The following is a 21,653-nucleotide window of genomic DNA, read 5'->3' on the forward strand; positions in this document are numbered from 1 at the left end:
AACCAATTTGGCCGCGATATTGCGCGATCGGCAGCTGGCGAATATCAATTCCGTCTAGTTTGATGCAGCCTTCTGATACATCGTAGAAACGACACATCAAATTCACCAACGTGCTTTTGCCTGACCCGCTGTGGCCCACCAAGCCGATCATCTCGCCGGGTTGGATGCTAAGGTTGATGTCGCGCAAGATGGTGCGATTGCCATAGCGGAAGCCCAATTGTTTGACCTCGATTTGGCCTTTGACCTCGGCCAGTTGTTGCGGCTGGCTGGCTTCTGGCACGCTGGAAACATGGTCGAGGATGTCAAAAATCCGTTTGGCGCCGGCGGCAGCTTTTTGTGTTACCGACACAATGCGGCTCATCGAGTCCAACCGCAGATAAAAGCGGCTGATATAGGCTAAGAAGGCGGTCAAGACCCCGACGGTGATTTGATTTTGTGAGACTTGCCAAATCCCAAACCCCCAGACAATTAACAAGCCAATCTCGGTCAATAAAGTTACAGTTGGTGTGAATAATGACCAAACGCGGTTGACCTTATCATTGACTGCAAGATTGTATTGGTTGGCATCACGGAAGCGTCCGGTTTCGCGTTCTTCTTGGGCAAAGGCTTTGACCACGCGAATTCCGGGAATGGTATCGGCGAGTACATTGGTCACTTGTGACCAGATACGATCGACTTTTTCAAAGCCGGTACGCAAACGGTCGCGCACGACATGAATCATCCACGCGATTAACGGCAGGGGTAGCAAAGTCACCAACGCCAACCACGGATTGATCGAGAATAAAATCACCGCTGTCATGGTAATCATCAAGACATCGGTGGCAAAGTCCAACAGATGTAAAGACAAAAAAACGTTGATACGGTCGGTTTCCGAGCCGATGCGCGCCATTAAATCGCCAGTTCGTTTTGCGCTGAAATACTCCAACGACAGCTTTAAGAGATGTTCATAGGTTTCTGTGCGTAGATCGGCCCCGATGCGTTCACTGACCAAAGCCAAAATATAGGTTCGCGCCCAGCCTAAACCCCACGCCAACAATGCCGCACCCAATAAACCACCCAAATACAACATCACGGTGTAAGGGTCAATCGGCACACCGTTTTGGAACGGGATTAACACATTATCCATCAGTGGCATGGTGAGATAAGGCGGTACCAAGGTGGCAGCGGTGGACGCTAACGTCAACAGAAAGCCGAGCAATAGCTGGCCTTGATATGGTCGGGCGAAGCGCCACAGCCGTAGCAAAGTCCATGTCGAAGGCGGTGTCAGTTCGGGGTTGTCACATTGTGGGCAGCTGTCTTCGCCTTCGGGCAATTCAGCATGGCAACTATCACAATAGTGTTTGCCATCATCAAGATGGGTTTGATGTTGCAATTGTTCGAATTGGTCAACCAAACGCCGGACTGCCTCATCACGGCCCAGTCGATAGCGCCAATAGGTCAAGCGCTCTTGCGCCGTACCCAATTCGAGCAAGCCGACCCCCGCATGATCCGAGCGTACCAAGCGCAGGCCCTCATGGAGTGGCCAGACTTGCCATTCTGCTTGTCCTGCCACCTGACTGAATAAGCGTTGGTTAGTTAATATCAATTCACTGCTGACAAAATGTAAGTCAGTGGTTAAATCCATTTCTAACCGGACAATCACTTTTTCGCCTGAATTGAATAAGGCAGTGATATCCGAGCTTTTAACTAGCTCTGCCGTTGTTATTTTCATCGTTATTTTACCTATAACACGGATTCTGCACAGAAAATGTTACCGCACACGCTCGCGCAAAGCGATTAACAGACCGTTTTTTCTTTTCAATCGATTACTTTGCATTACATTCTGTTACAAAACACGATTTGCACCATGTTGCACCGCATCGAATATGTAACAATTTGTGTAAAAACTACGCTCAATACAAAGAAATCTTGTAAAAACAATGGCTTGTGTAAAAATTGGCTGTTTTGGTAACAAACAGCGCGCAGTTTAATTGCTGGCGCGCAAAGTGTATAGTGCCAGCCAAATCAACGCGCTTGTACAACAGCTGTTAATGCAAAAAAACATATTGTTAAAACAAGCGTATTTAAGCGATGCAAAAAGCCATAGCAAAATGGTAAAACACTATGAATAAGAAATACATTGAATTTCTGAACATTATTTCGCTGCGCGGTCCCAATATTTGGACATATCGTCCCGTATTAGAAGCATGGGTTGATATTGGCGATTTAGAGGATTGTCCTTCGAATACCATTCCCGGTTTATACGAGCGTTTATCCACTTGGTTGCCGGGGTTGATTGAACACCGTTGTAGCTATGGTGAACGCGGTGGTTTTTTGCGTCGTGTGCAAGAGGGCACATGGCCCGGTCATATCTTGGAGCACATCACGCTTGAGCTCCAAACCTTAGCCGGTTTCCCCGGTGGTTTTGGTAAAGCCAGAGAAACCCCAATTCGCGGTGTTTATAAGGTCGTCGTGCGGGCATGGCACGAACCGCTGACCCGCCGCGCCTTGTACTTTGCTCGTGATCTGCTGATGGCAGCGATTGAAGATCGAAGCTTCGATCTGGCTGACGCAGTGGAAACCCTGCGCGATTTGGCGGATGACGAGTGTTTGGGGCCAAGTACCGCTTGCATTGTTGATGCTGCGGATGATCGGGATATTCCTTATATCCGTCTTAATGACGCCAATTTAGTCCAATTAGGCTATGGCAAAGCCCAGCGCCGTATTTGGACAGCAGAAAGTGACGGCACCAGTGCCATCGCCGAAGGCATTTCGCGTGATAAAGACCTGACCAAAGCGTTGTTACAAGCTTGCGGTGTACCCGTACCCGAGGGGCGTTTAGTCGAAAGCGCAGCGGATGCGTGGGATGCTGCGCAGGATATTGGCTTACCCGTGGTCGTAAAACCCTACGACGGCAATCATGGGCGTGGCGTGTTTACTTGCTTGATGACTCAGGCAGAAGTCGAAGCAGCCTACGCCATTGCGGTGGAAGAAGGCAGTGGCGTGATTGTTGAGCGTTTTGTGTTGGGTAATGAACATCGCTTATTGGTGGTTGGTAAAAAAGTGGTTGCCGCTGCACGTGGTGAAGCGGCATGGATTGTGGGTGATGGCGTGTCTAGCATCGATGCCCTGATTGACAGTCAACTGAACAGCGACCCTCGGCGCGGCAGCAGCGAAGAACATCCCTTAAATCGTGTCCGTCTGGATTCTGCGGCACGGTTAGAGTTGAAACGGCAAGGCCTTGTCGATGGTGAGTCAATTCCTGTGTTGGGACAGTCGGTATTGATTCAACGCAATGGCAACGTTGCGTTTGATTGCACCGATGAAGTGCACCCTGACGTGGCGGCAGTGGTGGCGTTGGCGGCACGGGTAGTTGGATTGGATATTGCCGGTGTCGATCTGGTGGCAGAAGATATTTCGCGGCCATTGGCGGAACAAGGCGGGGCGATTGTCGAAGTCAATGCTGGCCCGGGGTTGTTAATGCACTTAAAACCGGCGGCAGGTCAACCGCGCCCTGTTGGTCGTGCCATTGTCGATCATTTGTTTGCGGAAGGTGAACAAGGTCGTATTCCGGTGATTGGTGTGATGGGCTCGCAGCACAGCAGCGAAGCGGCTGCGCTGACAGCGGCTTTATTGCAAGACAGCCCGAAAAAAGTCGTGGGTCTGGCTGGCGCGAATGGCTTGTATCTCAACCAACGTTGTTTGGCGAGTGGCGACCAACGGCAATGGCAAGCGGGACAACGGTTGTTGATTAACCGCGCTGTTGATGTGGCGGTGATTGAGCACACAGCCGAGGGCTTGTTGAGTGAAGGCTTTTCTTATGATCGTTGTCATATTGGGGTGTTGACCGACATTGACGTCAACGCGCATCTGGGGCCGTTTTATATCGACAGCCCAGAAAAAGTCTCTTCTATCTTTCGGTGTCAGATTGATGTGGTGCTGGCCAGTGGTGCGGCAGTGTTAAACGCTGATGATGCGCTGGTGGCGGAGATGGCCCGTTTGTCTGATGGTGCGGTGTCGTTCTTCACTCAACAGCCGTTATCTCCCGCCTTAATTGCCCATCTGGCTGAAGGTGGGCGGGTATTGCAACAGCAGCACAACACCTTGGTATTCCATGAGGGGCAGCAGTCGCAATCGCTGGCCATCTCTCAGTCGTTCTCAACCGCACAGCTCGCGGCTTTAACCACCGCTTGGGCAATGAATGTTTCACCGGCAAGCTTGCTTGAGCGGGTGGCTGCTTTGCCAACTTGGTCTGTCTCTTACTCCGTATAAAAGGACTCGTTTGTTATGGAACTCTCTCGTCTGCGTGCCCTGCGGGGACCGAATCTGTGGAGCCGCCACACCGCCATCGAAGCGATTGTGTCGTGTGCCCCCAATGAATGTGATGTGGCATTGTTGGCAAATTTTGAAGCAAACCTGCGGCAAACGCTGCCGAGTTTGGGACAGTTGGCAACAGAAGGGCAAACCTTGCCGGTATCGCTGGCACAAGTGTTAGAGCGTGTGGCATTTCATCTGCAAGCCACCGCTGGTTCGCCGATTCGTTTTAGTAAGACCACGCAGACGGTAGAGATTGGTGTCTATCAAGTGGTGGTGCAATACACCCAAGAACAAGTCGGGCGGTTGGCATTTGAGTATGCTGAGCAATTGATTGCCGCTGTGTTAGCACAACAATCTTTTGATGTGGCTGCCGCCATCGCCAAATTGCATGAATTAGATGAAGACCTGCGCCTAGGGCCGAGCACCGGCTCGATTGTGGATGCGGCCCAAGCCCGTCATATTCCTTTCCGCCGTTTGACCGATGGCAGTTTGGTGACATTGGGCTGGGGGAAGTTACAACGCCGCATTCAAGCCGCTGAATTAGATTGCACCAGCGCGGTGGCAGAATCGATTGCCCAAGATAAAGATTTGACCAAAGCCTTACTCCACGCCGCTGGTATCCCTGTACCACAAGGACGCTCAGTCACCGATGCTGCTGCAGGTTGGCAAGCCGCGTTGGACATTGGTTTGCCGGTGGTGGTTAAGCCGCGTGATGGCAACCAAGGCAAAGGGGTGGCGGTCAACATCGACAACCATGACCATTTCCTGCGTGCGTATGCGGCGGCTGAGGCGATCAGTGATGAAGTGATTGTCGAACGCTATTTGCCGGGTCAGGATTATCGTTTATTGGTGGTGGGTGATAAATTGATTGCCGCTGCCCGTCGTGAACCGCCGTTGGTGATCGGTGATGGTGTGCATACCATCCGCCAGTTGGTCGATCAGGTGAATGCCGATCCGCGCCGTGGTGAAGGTCATGCCACTTCTTTAACCAAAATCCGTTTTGACGATATTGCGCTGGCGCGCTTGCAGGCTCAAGGCTTTGTTGCCGATTCGATTCCTGCTGCAGGGCAAAAAGTGGTCTTGCGCAATAATGCCAATCTTTCCACCGGTGGCACTGCCACCGATGTCACCGATCAAGTTCATCCCGAATTAGCCGCACGGGCGATTGAAGCGGCCCAGATGGTGGGGTTGGATATTTGTGGTGTGGATATTGTGTGTGAAGCGATTGACCGCCCCTTAGAAGATCAAGGCGGTGGCATTGTTGAAGTCAACGCCGCCCCCGGCTTGCGGATGCACCTCGAACCCTCGTTTGGTCAGGGGCGCGCAGTGGGCGAAGCCATCATCAACGAATTATTCCCAAATCAAAGCAATGGCCGCATTCCTGTTGTGGCGGTGGCTGGTACCAACGGCAAAACCACTACGGTACGGTTGACCTCGCATTTGCTGAAAATGCACGGCGATTGTGTGGGAATGACCACCACCGATGGCGTGTATATCGGTGAGCAGCGAATTGATACCGGCGATTGCGCCGGCCCACGCAGTGCACGCAATGTGTTGTTGCATCCGGATGTCGATGCGGCGGTGTTGGAAACCGCACGGGGTGGGGTGTTGCGTGAAGGTTTGGCCTTTGATGAATGTGATGTGGCCATCGTCACCAATATCGGTTTAGGCGATCATCTCGGTTTGTCGTATATCAGCACGGTAGAAGATTTGGCTGTGGTTAAGCGGGTGATTGTGCAAAATGTCTCCCCAACCGGCATGGCGGTGTTGAATGCGGCTGATCCGATTGTGGCGAATATGGCGGATAACTGCCCGGGGCAGGTGACTTTCTTTGCTTCCGAGGCCTCTCATCCCGTTTTGCAAGCGCATCGTGCCGCCGGTAAACGGGTGGTGTTTGTTGAGCAAGGGCAGATTGTGTTGGCCGAAGGTGAACAGGTGGTGCAACGCTTTGCCCTCGCCGATATTCCCTTAACCGGCCAAGGTTTGTTGGGTTTCCAAGTGGAAAACACGATGGCGGCCTTGGGTGCGGCATGGGCATTAGGGCGTGATTGGGATGAAGTTCGCCGTGGTTTGGCCTCGTTTACCAGTGATGCCGACACCGCCCCGGGACGTTTTAATGTGTTCAGCTATGCTGAAGCCACGGTGATTGCTGACTACGGCCACAATCCCGATGCGATTAACGCGCTGACACAAGCGATTGCGACCATGCCAGCGCAGCGGCGGATGGTGGTGATCAGTGGGGCGGGGGATCGTCGAGATGAGGATTTACGTCAACAAACCCGTATTTTGGGTGATGCGTTTGATACGGTGGTGTTGTATCAAGATGCTTGCCAGCGTGGACGTGCCGACGGTGAGGTGATTTCGTTGTTGCGTGAGGGATTGGCTGATGCCACGCGGACGCGTGATGTGCAAGAGGTGCGAGGTGAGTTTGTGGCGATTGATCATGCGCTAGGTCAGTTGCAGGCGGGTGATTTGTGTTTGATTTTGATTGATCAGGTGGAAGAGGCGCTGGCGCATATTAAGCAGCGTATTGCTGAGGCAAAACGCCCAACGCCAGCATTGGCTTAAAGATCACGGCGCGCTACGGTGCGCCTGTTGGGTGTGTTGGATTGAAAAGAGCGAGCCGATGGGGTCGCTCTTTTTTTATGGAGAAAGCAGTAGTAGTAGGGTGGATAATCATAGCGCATCCACCAAATCACTTCTAAATCCAATGTGGATTTTCTGGTGAAATCACAATGATTTTGATTGCAAAGGGGTTTTCAAGCAATGTTTGCCTGAAATCCTAGTGTTGGTAGATGCGCTACGCTTATCTACCCTACCCCTGCGGTGTTACGGCGTGCGTTTTTGCAAAACGGCTTGAAGCAAGCCACCAAAACATAACACCAAAAAAAACCGCCTCACCCTATTCAGGGCAAGGCGGTTCTGGATGACATACGGTGATATTTTGCCGTTGGTCGATGTGGTAGGCACTGTGGTGCCTACCCTACAACTGTTGGGATTAGAGGATTTCTAAAATCCCTGCGGCACCCATGCCGGTACCGATACACATTGTCACCATACCGTAGCCAGTTTCACCGCGACGACGCATACCATGAACCAATGTCGCAGTACGAATCGCACCTGTTGCGCCTAATGGATGGCCCAAGGCAATCGCACCACCGTTAGGGTTCACAATTTGACCATCCAACTCCAAATCACGCATCACTGCCAACGCCTGAGCCGCAAACGCTTCATTCAGCTCAATCCATTTCAGATCGTGTTGGCTGATACCGGCTTGTTGCAAGGCGGCTGGAATGGCCACTTTCGGGCCAATCCCCATGATAGCCGGTGGCACACCACGCACAGCAAAGCTGACGTAACGCGCTAAAGGTACCAAATTAAATTGCTTGAGCACTTTTTCCGAGACCAACACCACTGCGCCGGCACCATCGGACATTTGCGAGCTATTGCCTGCGGTGACCGAGCCTTTGGCCGAGAAGACAGGTCGTAATTTACCCAAGCCTTCTAACGACGTATCAGCGCGAGGGCCTTCATCGCTATCGAGCAAACGCACTTGGCTTTCCACTTCACCGGTGCTCAAGTTTGGCGTGCGATATGTGACTTCCAACGGCGTGATTTCGTCACGGAAAGCACCGGCTTGCATGGCCGCCAAAGCACGGCGATGTGATTCGACGGCAAAAGCGTCTTGGTCGTCGCGGCTGACTTTCCATTGTTCGGCCACTTTTTCTGCGGTCAAACCCATGCCATAGGCAATAGCATAGTTCTCATCTTTGGCAAAAATTGCTGGGTTGAGCGAAACCTTATTGCCCATCATCGGTACCAAGGACATTGATTCCGCACCGGCGGCAATCACCACATCGGCTTCACCAGTACGAATCCGGTCGGCAGCGATTTGCACTGCGTTGATACCAGAAGAACAATAACGGTTGATGGTGATACCACCGACAGTATCGGGCAGACCTGCCAACAAAGCACCGATACGTGCCATGTTCAAACCCTGTTCTGCTTCAGGGAACGCACATCCGACCACCACATCGTTAATCAAATTAACATCGAGGGCCGGCACTTGGGCCAAAGCGCCTTTTAACACGTGGGCCAGCATGTCATCTGGGCGCACATGGCGCATCATGCCGCGAGGGGCTTTGCCAACAGGGGTACGCGTGGTTGCGACGATATAGGCTTCTTGAATTTGCTTGCTCATTGCACAGTTCTCCGAATTAGTTACGCAGTGGTTTACCCGTGGTCAACATATTGGCAATACGGGCTTGGGTCAGTGGGTTACGCAGCAGTTGCATAAAACCTTTGCGTTCCAAGTCCAAAATCCACTGCTCATCAACCAAGGTGCCCTGTTCAACATCACCACCGGTCATGATGTCAGCAATCAAACTGGCAATGGTGAAATCATGTTTGCTGATAAATTGGCCTTCTAACATATTGACCAATTGACCTTTAATCGAAGCGGCACCCGCACGACCTGCTACGGGGAAAGCTTTGACTTTTAACGGTGGGCGGTAACCGGCTTCTGCCATTGCCAAGGCTTCTTGTTTGGCAACATACAACAACTCATAGGCATTGAAGACCACGGTATCGGTTTTCTTAATAAAACCGATTTCTTGACCTTCGAGCGCGCTGGTGCCGACCTTAGCCGTTGCAATCGCCATGAAGTAATCCTTCACCGCCGCCAGCACATCCCCTTTGGCTTCATTGGCAGCGCGCAGGGCAAATTCTTTACATCCACCACCGGCTGGCAACAGACCCACGCCCACTTCCACCAAACCGATATAGGTTTCCAAAGCGGCAACCACTTTATCGGCGTGCATCACAAATTCACATCCACCACCGAAGGCATAGCCTTGTGTTGCAGCAACAACAGGAATTTGGCTGTATTTCAGGCGCATCGAGGTGTCTTGGAAATTCTTGACAATGTTCTCGATACCTTTCCAATCGCCCATCATAAAGGCTGGCATCATCGACTGCAGATCAGCACCGACAGAGAATGGCTCTTCAGTTTGCCAAATCACCAAGGCACGATATTCGGCTTCCGCAATGTCCAACGCCTTGTTAACGCCTTCTAACACCTGTGGGCCGATAGCGTGTGCTTTGGAATTAAAGCTGACCACCAACACACCATCACCATTGCTATAAGCACGCACGCCTTCGTTTTCAAAGACGGTTTTCCCTAAATCGGGTGCGGTTTCGCCTAAGACACGAGCCGGCGCCAGTTGACGTTGATAGACTGACAGGGTGGAACGTGGCGATAGGGTTTGTTGTGCTGCATTGTAAGAACCATCGGCAAAATGCACGCCAGCGCGATCACCCTCGGTCACCCAAGCAGGCAGGGCGGCTGTGGCTAAAGTTTGACCAGCGGCAATGTCTTCTTGCAACCAAGTGGCAACTTGTTGCCAGCCAGCGGCTTGCCATGTTTCGAATGGGCCAACGCTCCAACCAAAGCCCCAACGAATCGCGAGGTCTAAATCACGGGCATTGTCGGCAATATCGGCCAAGTGGTAGCTGATGTAATGGAACACATCGCGGAAGCAAGCCCACAAGAATTGTGCTTGTGGATATTGGCTTTCGCGCAGTTTTTTGAATTTCAGTGCTGGGTTGCTTTCTTTGAGGATGTTTTTAACCGCATCATCCCCTTTTTGACCTGCCTCGACATATTCACCGCTGGCTGGGTTGAGGACAAACATCTGTTTGCCGTCTTTTTTATAAATGCCGCGCTTGGTTTTTTGGCCGAGGGCACCGTTTTGAATCAGGGTTTGCAGCCAGCTTGGGCTTTGGAACAGGCTATGCCAAGGATCGTTTGGCAGCGTGTCCTGCATGGTTTTCACAACGTGGGCAAAGGTGTCTAAGCCAACCACGTCTGCAGTGCGGAAAGTGGCGGATTTTGGACGGCCTAAACGCGGGCCGGTTAAATCATCAACCACATCGAAACGGATACCGTATTTCTCGGCATTGGCGATGGTTGCCAACATCGAGAATACCCCAACGCGGTTTGCCACGAAGTTAGGGGTGTCTTTTGCGCGGACCACGCCTTTGCCCAAAGTCGAGACTAAGAAACGCTCGAGGTTATCCAACATCCCTGCTTCAGAGGTTTGGCAAGGAATAATCTCAACCAAGTGCATGTAGCGGGGTGGGTTAAAGAAGTGTACGCCGCAGAAACGAGGGCGAACCGACTCTGGGCAAGATTGCGCCAAAGCATTGATCGATAAGCCGGAGGTATTGGTGGCGAAAATGGTTTGCTCACCGAGGAAAGGCGCAACTTTGCTATATAAGTCTGCTTTCCAATCTAAGCGTTCGGCGATGGCTTCGATCACCAAGTCGCATTCTTTTAGTAACTCGAGGTGTTCATCGTAGTTGGCGGGGGTGATATAGGCGGCGCGATCTTTGGCTGCGAACGGGGCAGGCTTAAGCTTTTTCAATCCGTCTATCGCTTTTTTCGCGATAGCGCTTTTATCCCCTTCTTTGGCTGGCAAATCAAACAGGATGGTTGGCACTTTGGCATTCACCAAATGAGCAGCAATTTGTGCCCCCATCACCCCGGCACCTAAAACAGCGACTTTACGCACAATAAAGTTGGATTGAGACATGGTTTCCTCGGTTGGCAACGTTCAACAAACAAAATCATACGTTTGTTTGAAACGATAAGCAAAAAAATGTGTGGTGCATTGCAGCACAGGAAAGCAGCGAAGTAAATCCCCTGCTTTCCTCATCATAGGTCGATCAGAAATGGTAGTTGTACTGAACGCCTAAGATATGTGCATGGCTCTTATATTCTGCTTGGCCTGTGGTGTAGCTGGATACGCAGTTCACTGCACCCGCTGTGGCTCCGCCGCAATAGCCATTGACCTTGGCTTTGGAGTCTTTGATGTGGACATAACTATATGCCACATTCAGCGAGTTTTTCTTATCAAAGTCATAGCGGCCACCGACTGAGAACCAAATACGGTCGTTATCTGGCATGGTTGACATGCGGAAATCTTCGCTTGGCACTGGCGATTTATCGTAGGCGACACCAAAACGCAGTTGTAATGGATCGCTGTATTGATAGCTCGCGCCGATAGCCAGTTTCCAAGTGTCATCCCACTTTGGATTTAATGTTGTCGCGGGTGCACGGACACCGCCATGTACGGCTTGTGAGAATGGTGCGTTTTTCGGTACTGCGTATTGAATATCGACTTTGTCAAAACGTGAGTGTTTCGTCCATGTCAAATCGGCCATTACTGCCCATTTCGGGTCAATCTTTTTATAGCCATGTAAAGAAAGCGACTCTGGCGTTTTGATATCAACTGACACATCACTGTCGATATAACCATTCGCTTGTGCCACGGCACCGACGGCAGCAAATGGGCCAGAGGAAGGGGTCGTCCAGTCGGCTTTGCCTTTTAGCGTATGCTTGATTGGCGAACGGTAAGACAGGCCAATTCGGGTATCTTGGTCGATTTCCCACAACCAACCGAGGTTAAAACCAAAGCCCCAATCATCGCCTTCCACTTCAGCATAGCCATCCGCTACACCGTGAGGAATCCCTAACACCGCACCGGCAAAGTTAGCATATTGGCGCAGCTCGGCTTCTGCCCGTTGTGCAATCAAACCCACTGCCACCGAGTGTTGGTCATTCAGTTTGAAAGCAATCGTTGGGTTGATGTCGATGGTGGTGAGAGAGGTTTGGTTAACGTTGTAGCGCAATACCGATGTCCGCTCATAGTCTGTTTCGGACGCAAACGGCACGTAAATCCCTAAACCGGCGGTGATGCGGTCGTTGATTTGATGGGTGAGGTACATTTGTGGCACCACAATCAAATCATCGGTGATTTTACCGCCTGTACTGCCAGCAATGGCGGTACCCGGTTTGATCCCGACTTGGGAGGGATTGGCAGGATTACGTGCAGGTTGGTTAGGGTAGTTGCCGCTGGCGTTGGAGTATTTCACGCTTGGCGCAACTAAGTTTAAGGCACCCGAAAACTGGGTGCCCTTCAAGCGAGTCATGCCGGCTGGGTTGTAGAACAGTGTCGTGGCATCGTTGGCTTCGGCGGCGCTGGCGTTGGCTGTGGCTTGAGCGGAAACGCTTTGGGTACCGAAGTGATAACCCGATGCGTAGCTGGCCCCACTCAACACAGTGAAACCGGTGCCGAGCACAGCGATAGCAAGGCTGATAGGCTTGATGTTCATGATGAGTCTTCCTCTTTTTTCCGGCCTTGATTGGCCTGTGGTGTGTCTAGTTCAGCAGCAAAATGGCGCGAGCCAGTGAATAGATACTAGCAGAGCCATTCAAATGTGCATTCTAAACGACCGTTTTAATTTGTGATCGCCGCAACTTTGTTGCATGAATGCAACATTTGGTTAATCTTGACCACATTCACCAAAAAACAGAGAAACTCAGCATAACATTTGCTGCATCGCAGCAATAAAAACAGAAAATGCTAAAAAATACGTTAAATTATGGTTTGTGCACTGCAGATAATAGGGTGTGTAATTCGGCATAAATCGCTGGTGATAACCGTGGTGCAGCCAATTCGAGGGCGACTTGACCCAAAACCTGATAACGCTGTTGCTCTTTGACTGAAATCAAAGCAGACAGGTGTTGGCGCACGGTGTCGATATCGCCGCGCATAATCGGCCCAGTTAGCGCAGCGCTTGGCCCCAGTTGAAAGGCATTGGACAACGATTGACTGGCCAGCGGTTGCAAAATATGGCGGGCGGTTTCGGGTGATAAGCCAGCTTGGTGTGCCAACTGAAGGGCAAAATCCGCCAACGCAACGGCATAATTTGATGCCACACAGCAAGCGGCATGGTATAAGCGTTTATCCCCTGTTAATTCAAAGGGTTGACCGCCGATAGCTTGGATTTTGGGTGTCAACCAAGCCAACGCCTGCGGCATCCCTTCGAGGGCAAACGCAGTCCCAGCAAATTGGGCAATGGCCTGTTCAACATTGGCAAAACTGCGGATGGGGTGCGCTGATGCCACCACTGCCCCAGCGGCCTGTGCTGGCGCTAATAGGGCACTGCTACATGCCCCACTGACATGCCACACCACCATATTCGGCCGAATAATGCCGTGTTGTACCAAGGCCAGACATTGTTCGGCGATAGCATCATCGGGAGTTGCCAATAACACACTGCTGGCAGGGGGCAGCTGGGCCAAGGCTGTTAAATCAGCACAGGCATGGCCTTGCTGTAACCAAGTCGCAGCCTGTTGGGCATGGGCAAAGTGACGACAAACAATGCCGCCAATTTGCACCCCTTGTTGTTGTAATAAATAGGCCAAGGTTTTACCGACACGACCAGCACCGACTAGATGTAACTTGCTCATTTTAATGCACTTTAAAAGCGTTGACGGATTGGCGCATATCATCGGCCAGCCCGTGTAGTTGGTGCATCGCTTGGGCGGATTCGCTGACAGCGGCGCTGGTGTTCACCGACATATTGCTGATGGTTTCAACATGGTTGGCAATCGATTGACTGACACTGCGCTGTTCTTGTAGTGCATGAGAAATACCTGCCACTAATTGCAAAATTTGCATCACATCGGTGTGGATATGGGCAAAGGCTTGGCTGGCTTGGCTAGACAACGTAACACCATGCTCCACCTGATTGACGGTTTCTTCCATGTGTTGGACGGCGGTTTGCGAACGCTGCTGCATGGCGCTGATGGTGTTGACAATATCGCCGGTGGCAGCGTGGGTGCGTTCTGCCAATTTGCGTACTTCATCGGCGACTACCGCAAACCCGCGCCCCGATTCACCCGCCCGTGCCGCTTCAATGGAGGCATTTAAGGCCAATAGATTGGTTTGTTCGGCCACTTCTTTAATCATCGCCACGATATGCGAAATTTGATTAGATGCCTCGCTTAATTCGGTGATGACGTCGGCAGTGGTGCGGATTTGTTGGGCAATGCTTTGCATTTCTTGGCTAGATTTTTGAATCACAGCGCCGTTTTCTGCTGCGATATGACCAGCATCGTCCACTTTTTCCCGCGCCTTTTGTGCGTTTTCTGCTACTTCAGTGATCGCAACTGACAACTGTTCGACTTCTGCTGCCATCGCTTGCGCGGCGTCGCTTTGTTGACGGGCGGTATCGGCTAGGACAACGCTTTGTTGATCGGCTTGTTCGACTTGTTGTGCCAAGGCCTTCGCATGGCTGCGAATGCGGCTGATCAGGTCTTTTAAATGCGATTGCATGTGTTGTACCGCAGTCAACACGCTTTCAGCATTGGTATCAGGAATCGGTTGGGTTAAATCACCGGCAGCAATGGTGTGGACAATACGAGCTGCTTTGCGTGGTTCGGTGCCGACTTGTGCCAAAACATGGCGCACTAGCCAACGGCCCAACACAATACCAACCAAGATAGCCAGCGCCATAAACAACAGCGCCAGTTGTTGCCAACGTTGAATATCTTGTTCTAACTGCTGACGAATTTGTTCGATGTCTTGGTCGTAGCGTTGAATGCTATCGAGTAAATAACTACGCAATTCTCGCCATTTTGGGGTTTCGTTTTGGTTGAGAAATTGTTGTGCTTGTTGTAATTCGCCTTGTTTAATCAGCGCCATTAACGGTTCGTGTTGGGCATGTTGTGCATTGAACAAGTGGTTGATTTCTTGCCATTCTTGTTCGGCGCGAGGCAAACTTTCCCCCACTTTTTTGAGCACATTCAGTTCTTTTTCAAAGACTTCATGCGCTTTATCGTAGTTTTTATAAGCTTGTGGATGGCTGGGGTCGAGCAAGATATTGCGCAGTGCTTGCCCCATTTGCAGCCCGTTGGCATAGAGTTTGGTGATGCTGTAACGGGCGATTTGTTCTTGGTCGATGTGTTGACTGAATTTTTGCTGGCTAAGGTGCGAGCCAAACAAAGCCAGTGCTGCGGCAATACAAAATAGCGCACAGACCATGAACATGATAATGCGCATTCTGGCGCGTAGTGAAAAGTCCTGCAGCACGGCGTTCTCCTATAGCAAAATACTGACAATCCACAATGTAAATGTTAAAGAAATTGTAAATTGTTTTTTTGCTATAGGATACAGAATGTTTTGTTAAATCAATGCTGATGGCCGTGCATCATTTTAGGCTGTGGTGCACCGAGACCTTCTACGGCTACCTCTACCTTGACTTCGCCAGCTTTAGCAAATTTGAGTGTCAGTGGAAATTTTTCACCTTGCTTAAGTGGCTGTTGCAGGCCAATTAACATGATGTGGTAGCCGCCCGGTTTCAGTTCGGCTTTTCCTTGTGCTGGAACAGTGATTTCCGGCACTTGGCGCATCCGCATCACCCCTTGTTCATTGAGGTGTGTATGCAGTTCAACGGTTTTAGATACCGTGGCTGAGGCTGACAATAAGCTATCTGCTTCACCTTGGTTGTTGATAGTTAAGTACGCCGCACCATTTTGGCTGCCCGAGGGTGTTGCACGCGCCCACGGGTGGTCGATATGTAAATTGCCAACTTTGTAATCATGGGCAAAGGCAGGCAAAGCAACGATGGCGCAAGCAAGGGCAACGTGGCGCAGAAAAGACATACAAACCCCAGAAAATAATCAAAGCTCGCACAATAGGCGAGCTTTGTGGAGAGATCAATGCGACAGATTGTCGCAGCGACGCCAAACTTGCCACCGTTCTTTGCCTGCAAAGACAGGCAAGGGAGCAACACTGGCTTGATCGCTTTCTAAGCTAAAGTGTGGGCTGAGTAATGTGGTTAATTCTGCTTGTGAGATGCCGAAGGGTGGGCCTTTTGGGTGGTCGCCAATAAAGAAATAGCCGGCTAATACGCCATTAGGTGCAATGATGTTTGCCATTTTTTCAGCATAACTTGCCCACATTTTACGAGGTAGCGCACATAAAAAAGCGCGCTCATAAACCCAATCAAATGGTTTGTTTGGTTGGTGAGTAAAAAAATCTCCGGCATGGATGTGTTGTGCAAATTCACCGAGCACCTTTTGTGCCATTTCTAACGCGGCTGGGCTAAATTCAATTGCTTCAACGGCATAACCACGCTCCGCCAGCCAACCGACTTCATATCCAGTACCACATCCCGGGATAAAGATGGTGTGTTGTGGTGTGATCTGTTGACTGTATTGCATAAACTCCTCTGGTACGCCGCCAGCATCCCAAGGCATCACGTCCGAAAGATAACGTTTACACCAAAAATCGGGTAGAGAACTGTCCTGTGCCATGACCTATCACCTGTTTTATTTTATCGAAGGGTGAATTGTGCCACGGAACAATAAAGAAAACCCCGTTTGAATTGATTGGCTTGTTAATTCGGTCAACCAAGCAGCGATCTTGTTTTTGCCAGAACAGATAATCCTCCCATGCTGCATCGGAAAATTAATCTCATTCGGCCAACTCTCTCAAAGGTCGAGGGCTAGGCGCAAAAACAGCTATGGATTTGAACTCGGTTGGGTTGATTTTCTCAACCCAAGCATCTCATTTATCACAACAACGGCGTATCTAACTGCACAGGTTTCGGTTGACGTAATAAAGCAGGGGTCGGTTTTTGTTTAGCCTCACTATTTTTGACTGGTTTATTTGTCAATTCCTGACCAATGGTTTCTGGTGCAGTTGGTTTGGGTTGCCGAGGGGCTTCCAACAACGGGCTAACCGTCGGTTCGCTGGGGGATTCCACACTTGGCATGGATTGATCCAACTCACGCAAAGCGGGTTCAGCAAGATCCGTTTCATTGACTGCTGGTGTTGCGACGGGTGTGGGTGATGTGGACACTGGCACCGTGGCGCGAGGTGATTTATTGAGCGCCAATAGCTGATTGGGGCGAGGGGGATTGTCTTGTGAACATGACAAACACACTGGTTTTGCTGCCTTGCTGCCTGCTTTTAATGCTGCATCAAAGCGGCTGAGTTCTAATTTCCGCTTATTTTCCTCTGCCCATGTTTTTGCTACATGGCGAATACGCTGCGTTTCACGGCCATTTTTATACGCATCTGGCAACACGGTGAGCCATAAATGACCTTGTGGATCGGTGTTTAACAATAAGGGTTGATAAATTACCGAAACGGGCGTGCTGATTGATACTCTGCCGGCAAAAGTCAACGCATCCTCGTTTTTCATTCGCACACAGCCATGACTGCGAAAACCCGGCACTGAAGACGGCACATTTGTGCCATGAATCCCCAACCCTAAGCGTGGTTCACCAAAGCGGACAAACACTTTGCCCAATGGATTACTGGGGCCGGGGGGAACGACCGTTAACACTTCTTTTCCTGCTGCTGCCATTTCTTTTTGAATTGACTTCGGTACATGCCATGTTGGATTGCGTGCAATCGCGGTGACGGTGTATTCACCTGCTGGTGTTTGCGTCAGCATTTTTCCGACCGCAACCGGATACGACTGGTCTAGCTTGCCATCACGGTATAAAAACAATCGGGTTTGTGGCACGTTAATCACCACATGCAGCCCTTGTTGTTCGACCATAAAGTCAGGTTCGGGGATGCCTGCCATCACCCATGGACTGAGGGCACTCCCCACCAAGACATAGGATAACAAGACAAATCGCGGTACACAGGAAGAAGGAAAACGGCTCATGGCAGCTATGCAAAAGGGGTGAACAAAGTCGCAGTATAACGGGAGTTGTGTTTCCGTGTACGGACTGTGGTTTTTTTTGCGAAAATACGCCCTTTTGCGTGGGGAAAATTATGCCTTTTCCGGTTGCCTGTATTGAATCGCTCGACCATGAAGGACAGGGCATTGCCCATGTCGACGGTAAAACCATCTTTATCGGCGGTGCCTTGCCCTATGAACGGGTGAAGTATTCCAGCTATCGTAAAAAACCCAGCTTTGAAAAAGCCGATACCGTTAAGGTGTTAGAAGAAAGTTTTTTACGGACACAACCAGCCTGCCCACATTTTGGTGTCTGCGGCGGGTGTTCGATGCAGCATGTTGAACCAACGGGACAAGTTGCGGCTAAACAACGGGTATTAGAAGACAACTTAGCGCATATTGCTAAAGTCAAACCAGAAACCATTCTACCACCAATTTATGGCCCCACTTGGCGTTATCGCCATCGTGCACGTTTGTCAGCACGTTGGGTCGAAAAGAAAAATACCATTTTGGTCGGGTTTCACGAGCGGCGGTCGAGTTTTATCGCTGATATGCAGCAATGCCATATTTTGCCGCAACGTATCTCCGATTTAATGGTGCCTTTGCGTGGTTTGGTAAGGCAGTTGTCGATTTATAACCGGATGCCACAAATTGAAATCGCCTGCGGTGAATATGTCGATGCTTTGGTGTTGCGTAATATGGATGCACTGACCCAAGCTGATGAACAACATCTGCAAGCCTTTGCCGATCAATATAACCAAGGGCGAGAACAGCCGTTGCAATTCTGGTTGCAGCCTCGTGGCCCAGACAGTGTCTATCCATTTTATCCCTTGGATGTGCCACAACTGAGTTATACCCTGCCAGATTTCTCGATTGAGATGCCGTATAAGCCGACTGAGTTTACTCAAGTCAACCCGGGGATTAACCGAGTGTTGGTGAAACGTGCGCTGGCTTTGCTCAATCCACAAGCAGGAGAACGGGTTGCCGATATGTTCTGTGGTTTGGGTAACTTCACTTTGCCGATTGCACGCAGCGGTGCCACGGTATTGGGGATGGAAGGCAGTGCACAGCTGATCGAACGCGCTGTTGAAAATGCCGACTTCAATGGCCTGAAAGACCGTACCCAATATCAAATTGCTAACTTATTTGAAATCGATGAAGACAAACTGGCAGCATTGGGCAGTTTTGACAAAATGTTAATCGATCCACCGCGTGATGGCGCTTTGGCACTGTGTAAATCGTTTACCGATGACACTGCACCACAGCGGATTGTCTATGTGTCCTGCCAACCAGCGACCTTGGCGCGTGATGCAGCGGTGTTAGTCCATACCAAGGGTTACACCCTTAAAGCGGCTGGTATCGTGAATATGTTCCCACATACCGCACATGTCGAATCAATAGCTTGGTTTGAAAAAACAGCGCCATGTAAAACTGCTGCAGAACTTGCTGCGATGGAAGACGCGTCTATCACAGCAGAATAACTGTGTCCGTCCGACCGGCTGGTGCTTGTGCTAGCCGGTTTTGCCCTGAGTTTGAGCCCCAAGATTAAACCGCGAAGGAAATATGCGATGAATGCGCCTTTTATTGCCGAGTTAGATCATTTAGCCGTATTGGCTTTTACTGGGCCTGAAGCACAAAGTTTTTTGCAGGGGCAGTTATCTTGTGATGTGCGCGAAGCGGATGGACAACGCTGCCGTTTAGCCAGCTATTCCACGCCCAAGGGCCGGATGCAGGCGAGTTTTATCCTATGGCAAGCGGCTGCCGACACTTATCACTTGTTGGTGTCGGCGGATTTGGCCGAGGCGACATTAAAACGTTTGTCGATGTTTATCCTGCGGGCAAAAGTCAAAGCCAGTTTGCTGACTGAGGCGAAAATCTACGGTCTAGTGGGGGCAGAAGCACGGCAGGCCGCTGCTACGGCTTATGCCACGTCGCCGGTGACAGATTGGCAACAGCAAAGCGCTGCACCAGTACATCTATTGGGGCTACCAGAACAGCGGGCAATGGTTGTTGTGACAGACGGTACACCTCTTGCCTCTGCCTTGGCGACCTTGCCGCAGGCGCCGCATACGGAATGGCAACGGCAGGATATTGTGGCGGCAGTGCCGTGGATTACGTTGCCAACCAAAGAAATGTTTGTGCCACAGATGTGTAATTTGGAACTGTTGGGAGGGGGGATCAGTTTCCAAAAAGGGTGTTATCCGGGCCAAGAAATCGTCGCTCGCACGCAATATATCGGCAAGGTCAAGCGTCGGATGTTTCCTGCTCAAGTTGCCGCTCATGCCCAAGCTGGTCAACCGTTGTTTTGTGCGCTGACCGGTGAACAAACAATTGGGAATATTGTGTCTGCTGTCGCCAACGACGATGGAAGTTGCGATGTGTTAGCGGTAGTGCAAGCCAGCCATCTTGCCGATGGCATCCACCTCGGCTCACCCACGGGCCCCACGCTCAGTTTTGCTGAATTGCCCTACGCCCTACCCACATAACTTCGTTGTATTTGTTTTAAAGGTGGATAGGCTTTGCTGATCCACCCCTAGGGGCGAACCGATGTGTTCGCTCCTATCGAATTATTCGTATTTTCGAACATGACTACCCCGCCTCGGCGGGGGGTATTTTTTTATTATCCTTGGCCGCGTTGAGATTGGCTGAGACGTTGTAGCGAATCCGACAGCGCTGCCACACAGCTTTGCGCTTCTTGTGCTAATTGCCCAATATGTTTCGCTGAGGTGCCCGACTGACCGGCCAACACGCGAACTTCATCAGCGACCACGGCAAATCCGCGCCCTGCTTCACCAGCACGTGCTGCTTCAATCGAGGCATTCAGTGATAACAGATTGGTTTTATCAGCAATACTATGAATACTGCCGACAATTGCGCCAATGCGTTCTGTCACAGATAACACTTGTTGCATCGCTTTGAGTGTTTCACTGATCGCGGCGGAACGATTCGACGCATCGTAACCATACAATAAAATTTTGTTCACTTTGCCTTGGCGGTCTTTCAGCCCAGACAAGGTGGCGTTCAACATCTGTTCTGGCTGGTGTGCTGGCCGTAATTCACATTCAACCGATGCGCCTGCCAATACCTGTTGGTATAAATTTCTTGGTAATAAGCTCTGTAAGGGCTGCGATTGTGTGCTATCAATAAAATCGGCCATCGCGGTATTACAGGTTAGCAAGGCACCTTCAGCTGTGAATTCAGCGACTAACATGCTTTGCGAAATGGCTTCTAAGCGTTGTTCAAATTCCAAAGCATTTTGTTTGGTGGCGGTAATATCAGCGGCAATGGCAATAAAACGCTGTAGTACACCCTTTTCATCCAAAATTGGATTGATGGTCATTGAAATCCAATAGGGCTTACCATTGCGGTGGTAGTTGAGGATTTCGGTGCTGATCGATTTTTTCTGTTTTAATGCTTGGCTGACTTGTTCGACCGTTTCGCGGTTGGTATCGGCACCTTGTAAAAATTGCCCCGGGCGTTTGCCTTGCATCTCGTCGAATGAATAGCCGGTGAGTTGGCTAAAACTGGCATTACAGTATTCAATTTCCCCTGCTGCATTGCAGATAATTACCGAGTTGCGTGTGGTATCTGCTACCAACGACAGCACATGCATTTTTTCTTGTAAGGCAACGTCTTCAGTAATATCGCGTACAAAAGCGGTGTAACAGATTTTGCCTTCGAGCTCGACACGAGACAGCGACAACTCACCCCAGCGTTTGCGGCCATCTTTACGAAAAATTTCTACCTTACGACTTTTGCCAACGATTTTGTCTTCTCGGGTGCGGCGGTTTTGTTCGACATAGCTATCA

Annotated in this window: 14 protein-coding genes and 1 pseudogene; 4 read left to right on the forward strand and 11 right to left on the reverse strand. The window is 50.6% G+C overall.

What is annotated here, in order from left to right; all coding sequences use genetic code 11:
• Positions 1-1,711: cyanophycin metabolism-associated ABC transporter (locus tag ACTBZS_RS08160; RefSeq protein ID WP_463043799.1), on the reverse strand; the 1,711-nt coding region annotated here is incomplete at its 3' end.
• A 392-nt stretch (positions 1,712-2,103) separates the two neighbouring features.
• On the opposite strand from ACTBZS_RS08160, the gene ACTBZS_RS08165 reads away from it, so the two are divergent.
• On the forward strand, positions 2,104-4,251 hold the full coding sequence (locus ACTBZS_RS08165; RefSeq protein ID WP_463043800.1) for a cyanophycin synthetase: 2,148 nt from the start codon (positions 2,104-2,106) through the stop codon (positions 4,249-4,251).
• Positions 4,252-4,266: 15 nt separating this feature from the next.
• The gene (cphA, locus tag ACTBZS_RS08170) at positions 4,267-6,864 is read left to right on the forward strand and encodes a cyanophycin synthetase (protein ID WP_460429566.1); all 2,598 of its coding nucleotides are present in this window, start codon (positions 4,267-4,269) and stop codon (positions 6,862-6,864) included.
• 430 nt (positions 6,865-7,294) lie between these two features.
• Here cphA and ACTBZS_RS08175 read toward each other — a convergent pair whose 3' ends face one another.
• From ACTBZS_RS08175 to ACTBZS_RS08215, 9 genes and pseudogenes are all read right to left on the reverse strand, one after another.
• Positions 7,295-8,497 carry an acetyl-CoA C-acyltransferase gene (locus tag ACTBZS_RS08175; protein ID WP_022654517.1) on the reverse strand — a complete coding sequence of 401 codons (1,203 nt, stop codon included), beginning with the start codon at positions 8,495-8,497 and terminating at the stop codon, positions 7,295-7,297.
• 16 nt (positions 8,498-8,513) lie between these two features.
• The gene (locus ACTBZS_RS08180; protein ID WP_463043801.1) at positions 8,514-10,889 is read right to left on the reverse strand and encodes a 3-hydroxyacyl-CoA dehydrogenase NAD-binding domain-containing protein; all 2,376 of its coding nucleotides are present in this window, start codon (positions 10,887-10,889) and stop codon (positions 8,514-8,516) included.
• 133 nt (positions 10,890-11,022) lie between these two features.
• Entirely contained in the window at positions 11,023-12,471 is a 1,449-nt protein-coding gene (locus ACTBZS_RS08185; protein ID WP_022654519.1) for an OmpP1/FadL family transporter, read from the reverse strand.
• Between the two features lie 268 nt (positions 12,472-12,739).
• On the reverse strand, positions 12,740-13,612 hold the full coding sequence (locus ACTBZS_RS08190; RefSeq protein ID WP_463043802.1) for a Rossmann-like and DUF2520 domain-containing protein: 873 nt from the start codon (positions 13,610-13,612) through the stop codon (positions 12,740-12,742).
• 1 nt (position 13,613) lies between these two features.
• Positions 13,614-15,236: a methyl-accepting chemotaxis protein gene (locus tag ACTBZS_RS08195; RefSeq protein ID WP_463043803.1), complete on the reverse strand. Its 1,623-nt coding sequence runs from the start codon at positions 15,234-15,236 to the stop codon at positions 13,614-13,616.
• Between the two features lie 98 nt (positions 15,237-15,334).
• Positions 15,335-15,808, reverse strand: a complete 474-nt coding sequence (locus ACTBZS_RS08200; RefSeq protein ID WP_460429570.1) for a copper chaperone PCu(A)C — start codon at positions 15,806-15,808, stop codon at positions 15,335-15,337.
• 54 nt (positions 15,809-15,862) lie between these two features.
• Positions 15,863-16,462: a methyltransferase domain-containing protein gene (locus ACTBZS_RS08205; protein ID WP_463043804.1), complete on the reverse strand. Its 600-nt coding sequence runs from the start codon at positions 16,460-16,462 to the stop codon at positions 15,863-15,865.
• A pseudogene (locus ACTBZS_RS08210) lies at positions 16,425-16,604 on the reverse strand (hypothetical protein); the annotation flags it as partial. The gene ACTBZS_RS08205 and the pseudogene ACTBZS_RS08210, both read right to left, overlap by 38 nt.
• A gap of 118 nt (positions 16,605-16,722) precedes the next feature.
• Positions 16,723-17,829: a L,D-transpeptidase gene (locus tag ACTBZS_RS08215; RefSeq protein WP_463043805.1), complete on the reverse strand. Its 1,107-nt coding sequence runs from the start codon at positions 17,827-17,829 to the stop codon at positions 16,723-16,725.
• 110 nt (positions 17,830-17,939) lie between these two features.
• On the opposite strand from ACTBZS_RS08215, the gene rlmD reads away from it, so the two are divergent.
• Positions 17,940-19,325, forward strand: coding sequence for a 23S rRNA (uracil(1939)-C(5))-methyltransferase RlmD (rlmD, locus tag ACTBZS_RS08220; protein WP_463043806.1), 1,386 nt, complete (start codon positions 17,940-17,942; stop codon positions 19,323-19,325).
• A gap of 87 nt (positions 19,326-19,412) precedes the next feature.
• Positions 19,413-20,330 (forward strand): CAF17-like 4Fe-4S cluster assembly/insertion protein YgfZ, encoded by a 918-nt coding sequence (gene ygfZ / locus ACTBZS_RS08225; RefSeq protein WP_463043807.1) that lies wholly within the window; start codon positions 19,413-19,415, stop codon positions 20,328-20,330.
• Between the two features lie 134 nt (positions 20,331-20,464).
• On the opposite strand, the gene ACTBZS_RS08230 is transcribed toward ygfZ, so the two are convergent.
• Positions 20,465-21,653 (reverse strand): methyl-accepting chemotaxis protein (locus tag ACTBZS_RS08230; RefSeq protein WP_463043808.1); only part of this gene is annotated, 1,189 nt, incomplete at its 5' end.

It is taken from the genome of Aquaspirillum sp., from assembly GCF_055136605.1.

Coding starts and splice junctions, on each gene's coding strand:
- ACTBZS_RS08205 (WP_463043804.1), bottom strand. CDS start 16,462: ATGGCACAGGACAGTTCTCTACCCGATTTTTGGTGTAAACGTTATCTT.
- ygfZ (WP_463043807.1), top strand. CDS start 19,413: ATGAATGCGCCTTTTATTGCCGAGTTAGATCATTTAGCCGTATTGGCT.
- ACTBZS_RS08185 (WP_022654519.1), bottom strand. CDS start 12,471: ATGAACATCAAGCCTATCAGCCTTGCTATCGCTGTGCTCGGCACCGGT.
- ACTBZS_RS08180 (WP_463043801.1), bottom strand. CDS start 10,889: ATGTCTCAATCCAACTTTATTGTGCGTAAAGTCGCTGTTTTAGGTGCC.
- ACTBZS_RS08215 (WP_463043805.1), bottom strand. CDS start 17,829: ATGAGCCGTTTTCCTTCTTCCTGTGTACCGCGATTTGTCTTGTTATCC.
- cphA (WP_460429566.1), top strand. CDS start 4,267: ATGGAACTCTCTCGTCTGCGTGCCCTGCGGGGACCGAATCTGTGGAGC.
- ACTBZS_RS08175 (WP_022654517.1), bottom strand. CDS start 8,497: ATGAGCAAGCAAATTCAAGAAGCCTATATCGTCGCAACCACGCGTACC.
- ACTBZS_RS08190 (WP_463043802.1), bottom strand. CDS start 13,612: ATGAGCAAGTTACATCTAGTCGGTGCTGGTCGTGTCGGTAAAACCTTG.
- ACTBZS_RS08165 (WP_463043800.1), top strand. CDS start 2,104: ATGAATAAGAAATACATTGAATTTCTGAACATTATTTCGCTGCGCGGT.
- ACTBZS_RS08200 (WP_460429570.1), bottom strand. CDS start 15,808: ATGTCTTTTCTGCGCCACGTTGCCCTTGCTTGCGCCATCGTTGCTTTG.
- rlmD (WP_463043806.1), top strand. CDS start 17,940: ATGCCTTTTCCGGTTGCCTGTATTGAATCGCTCGACCATGAAGGACAG.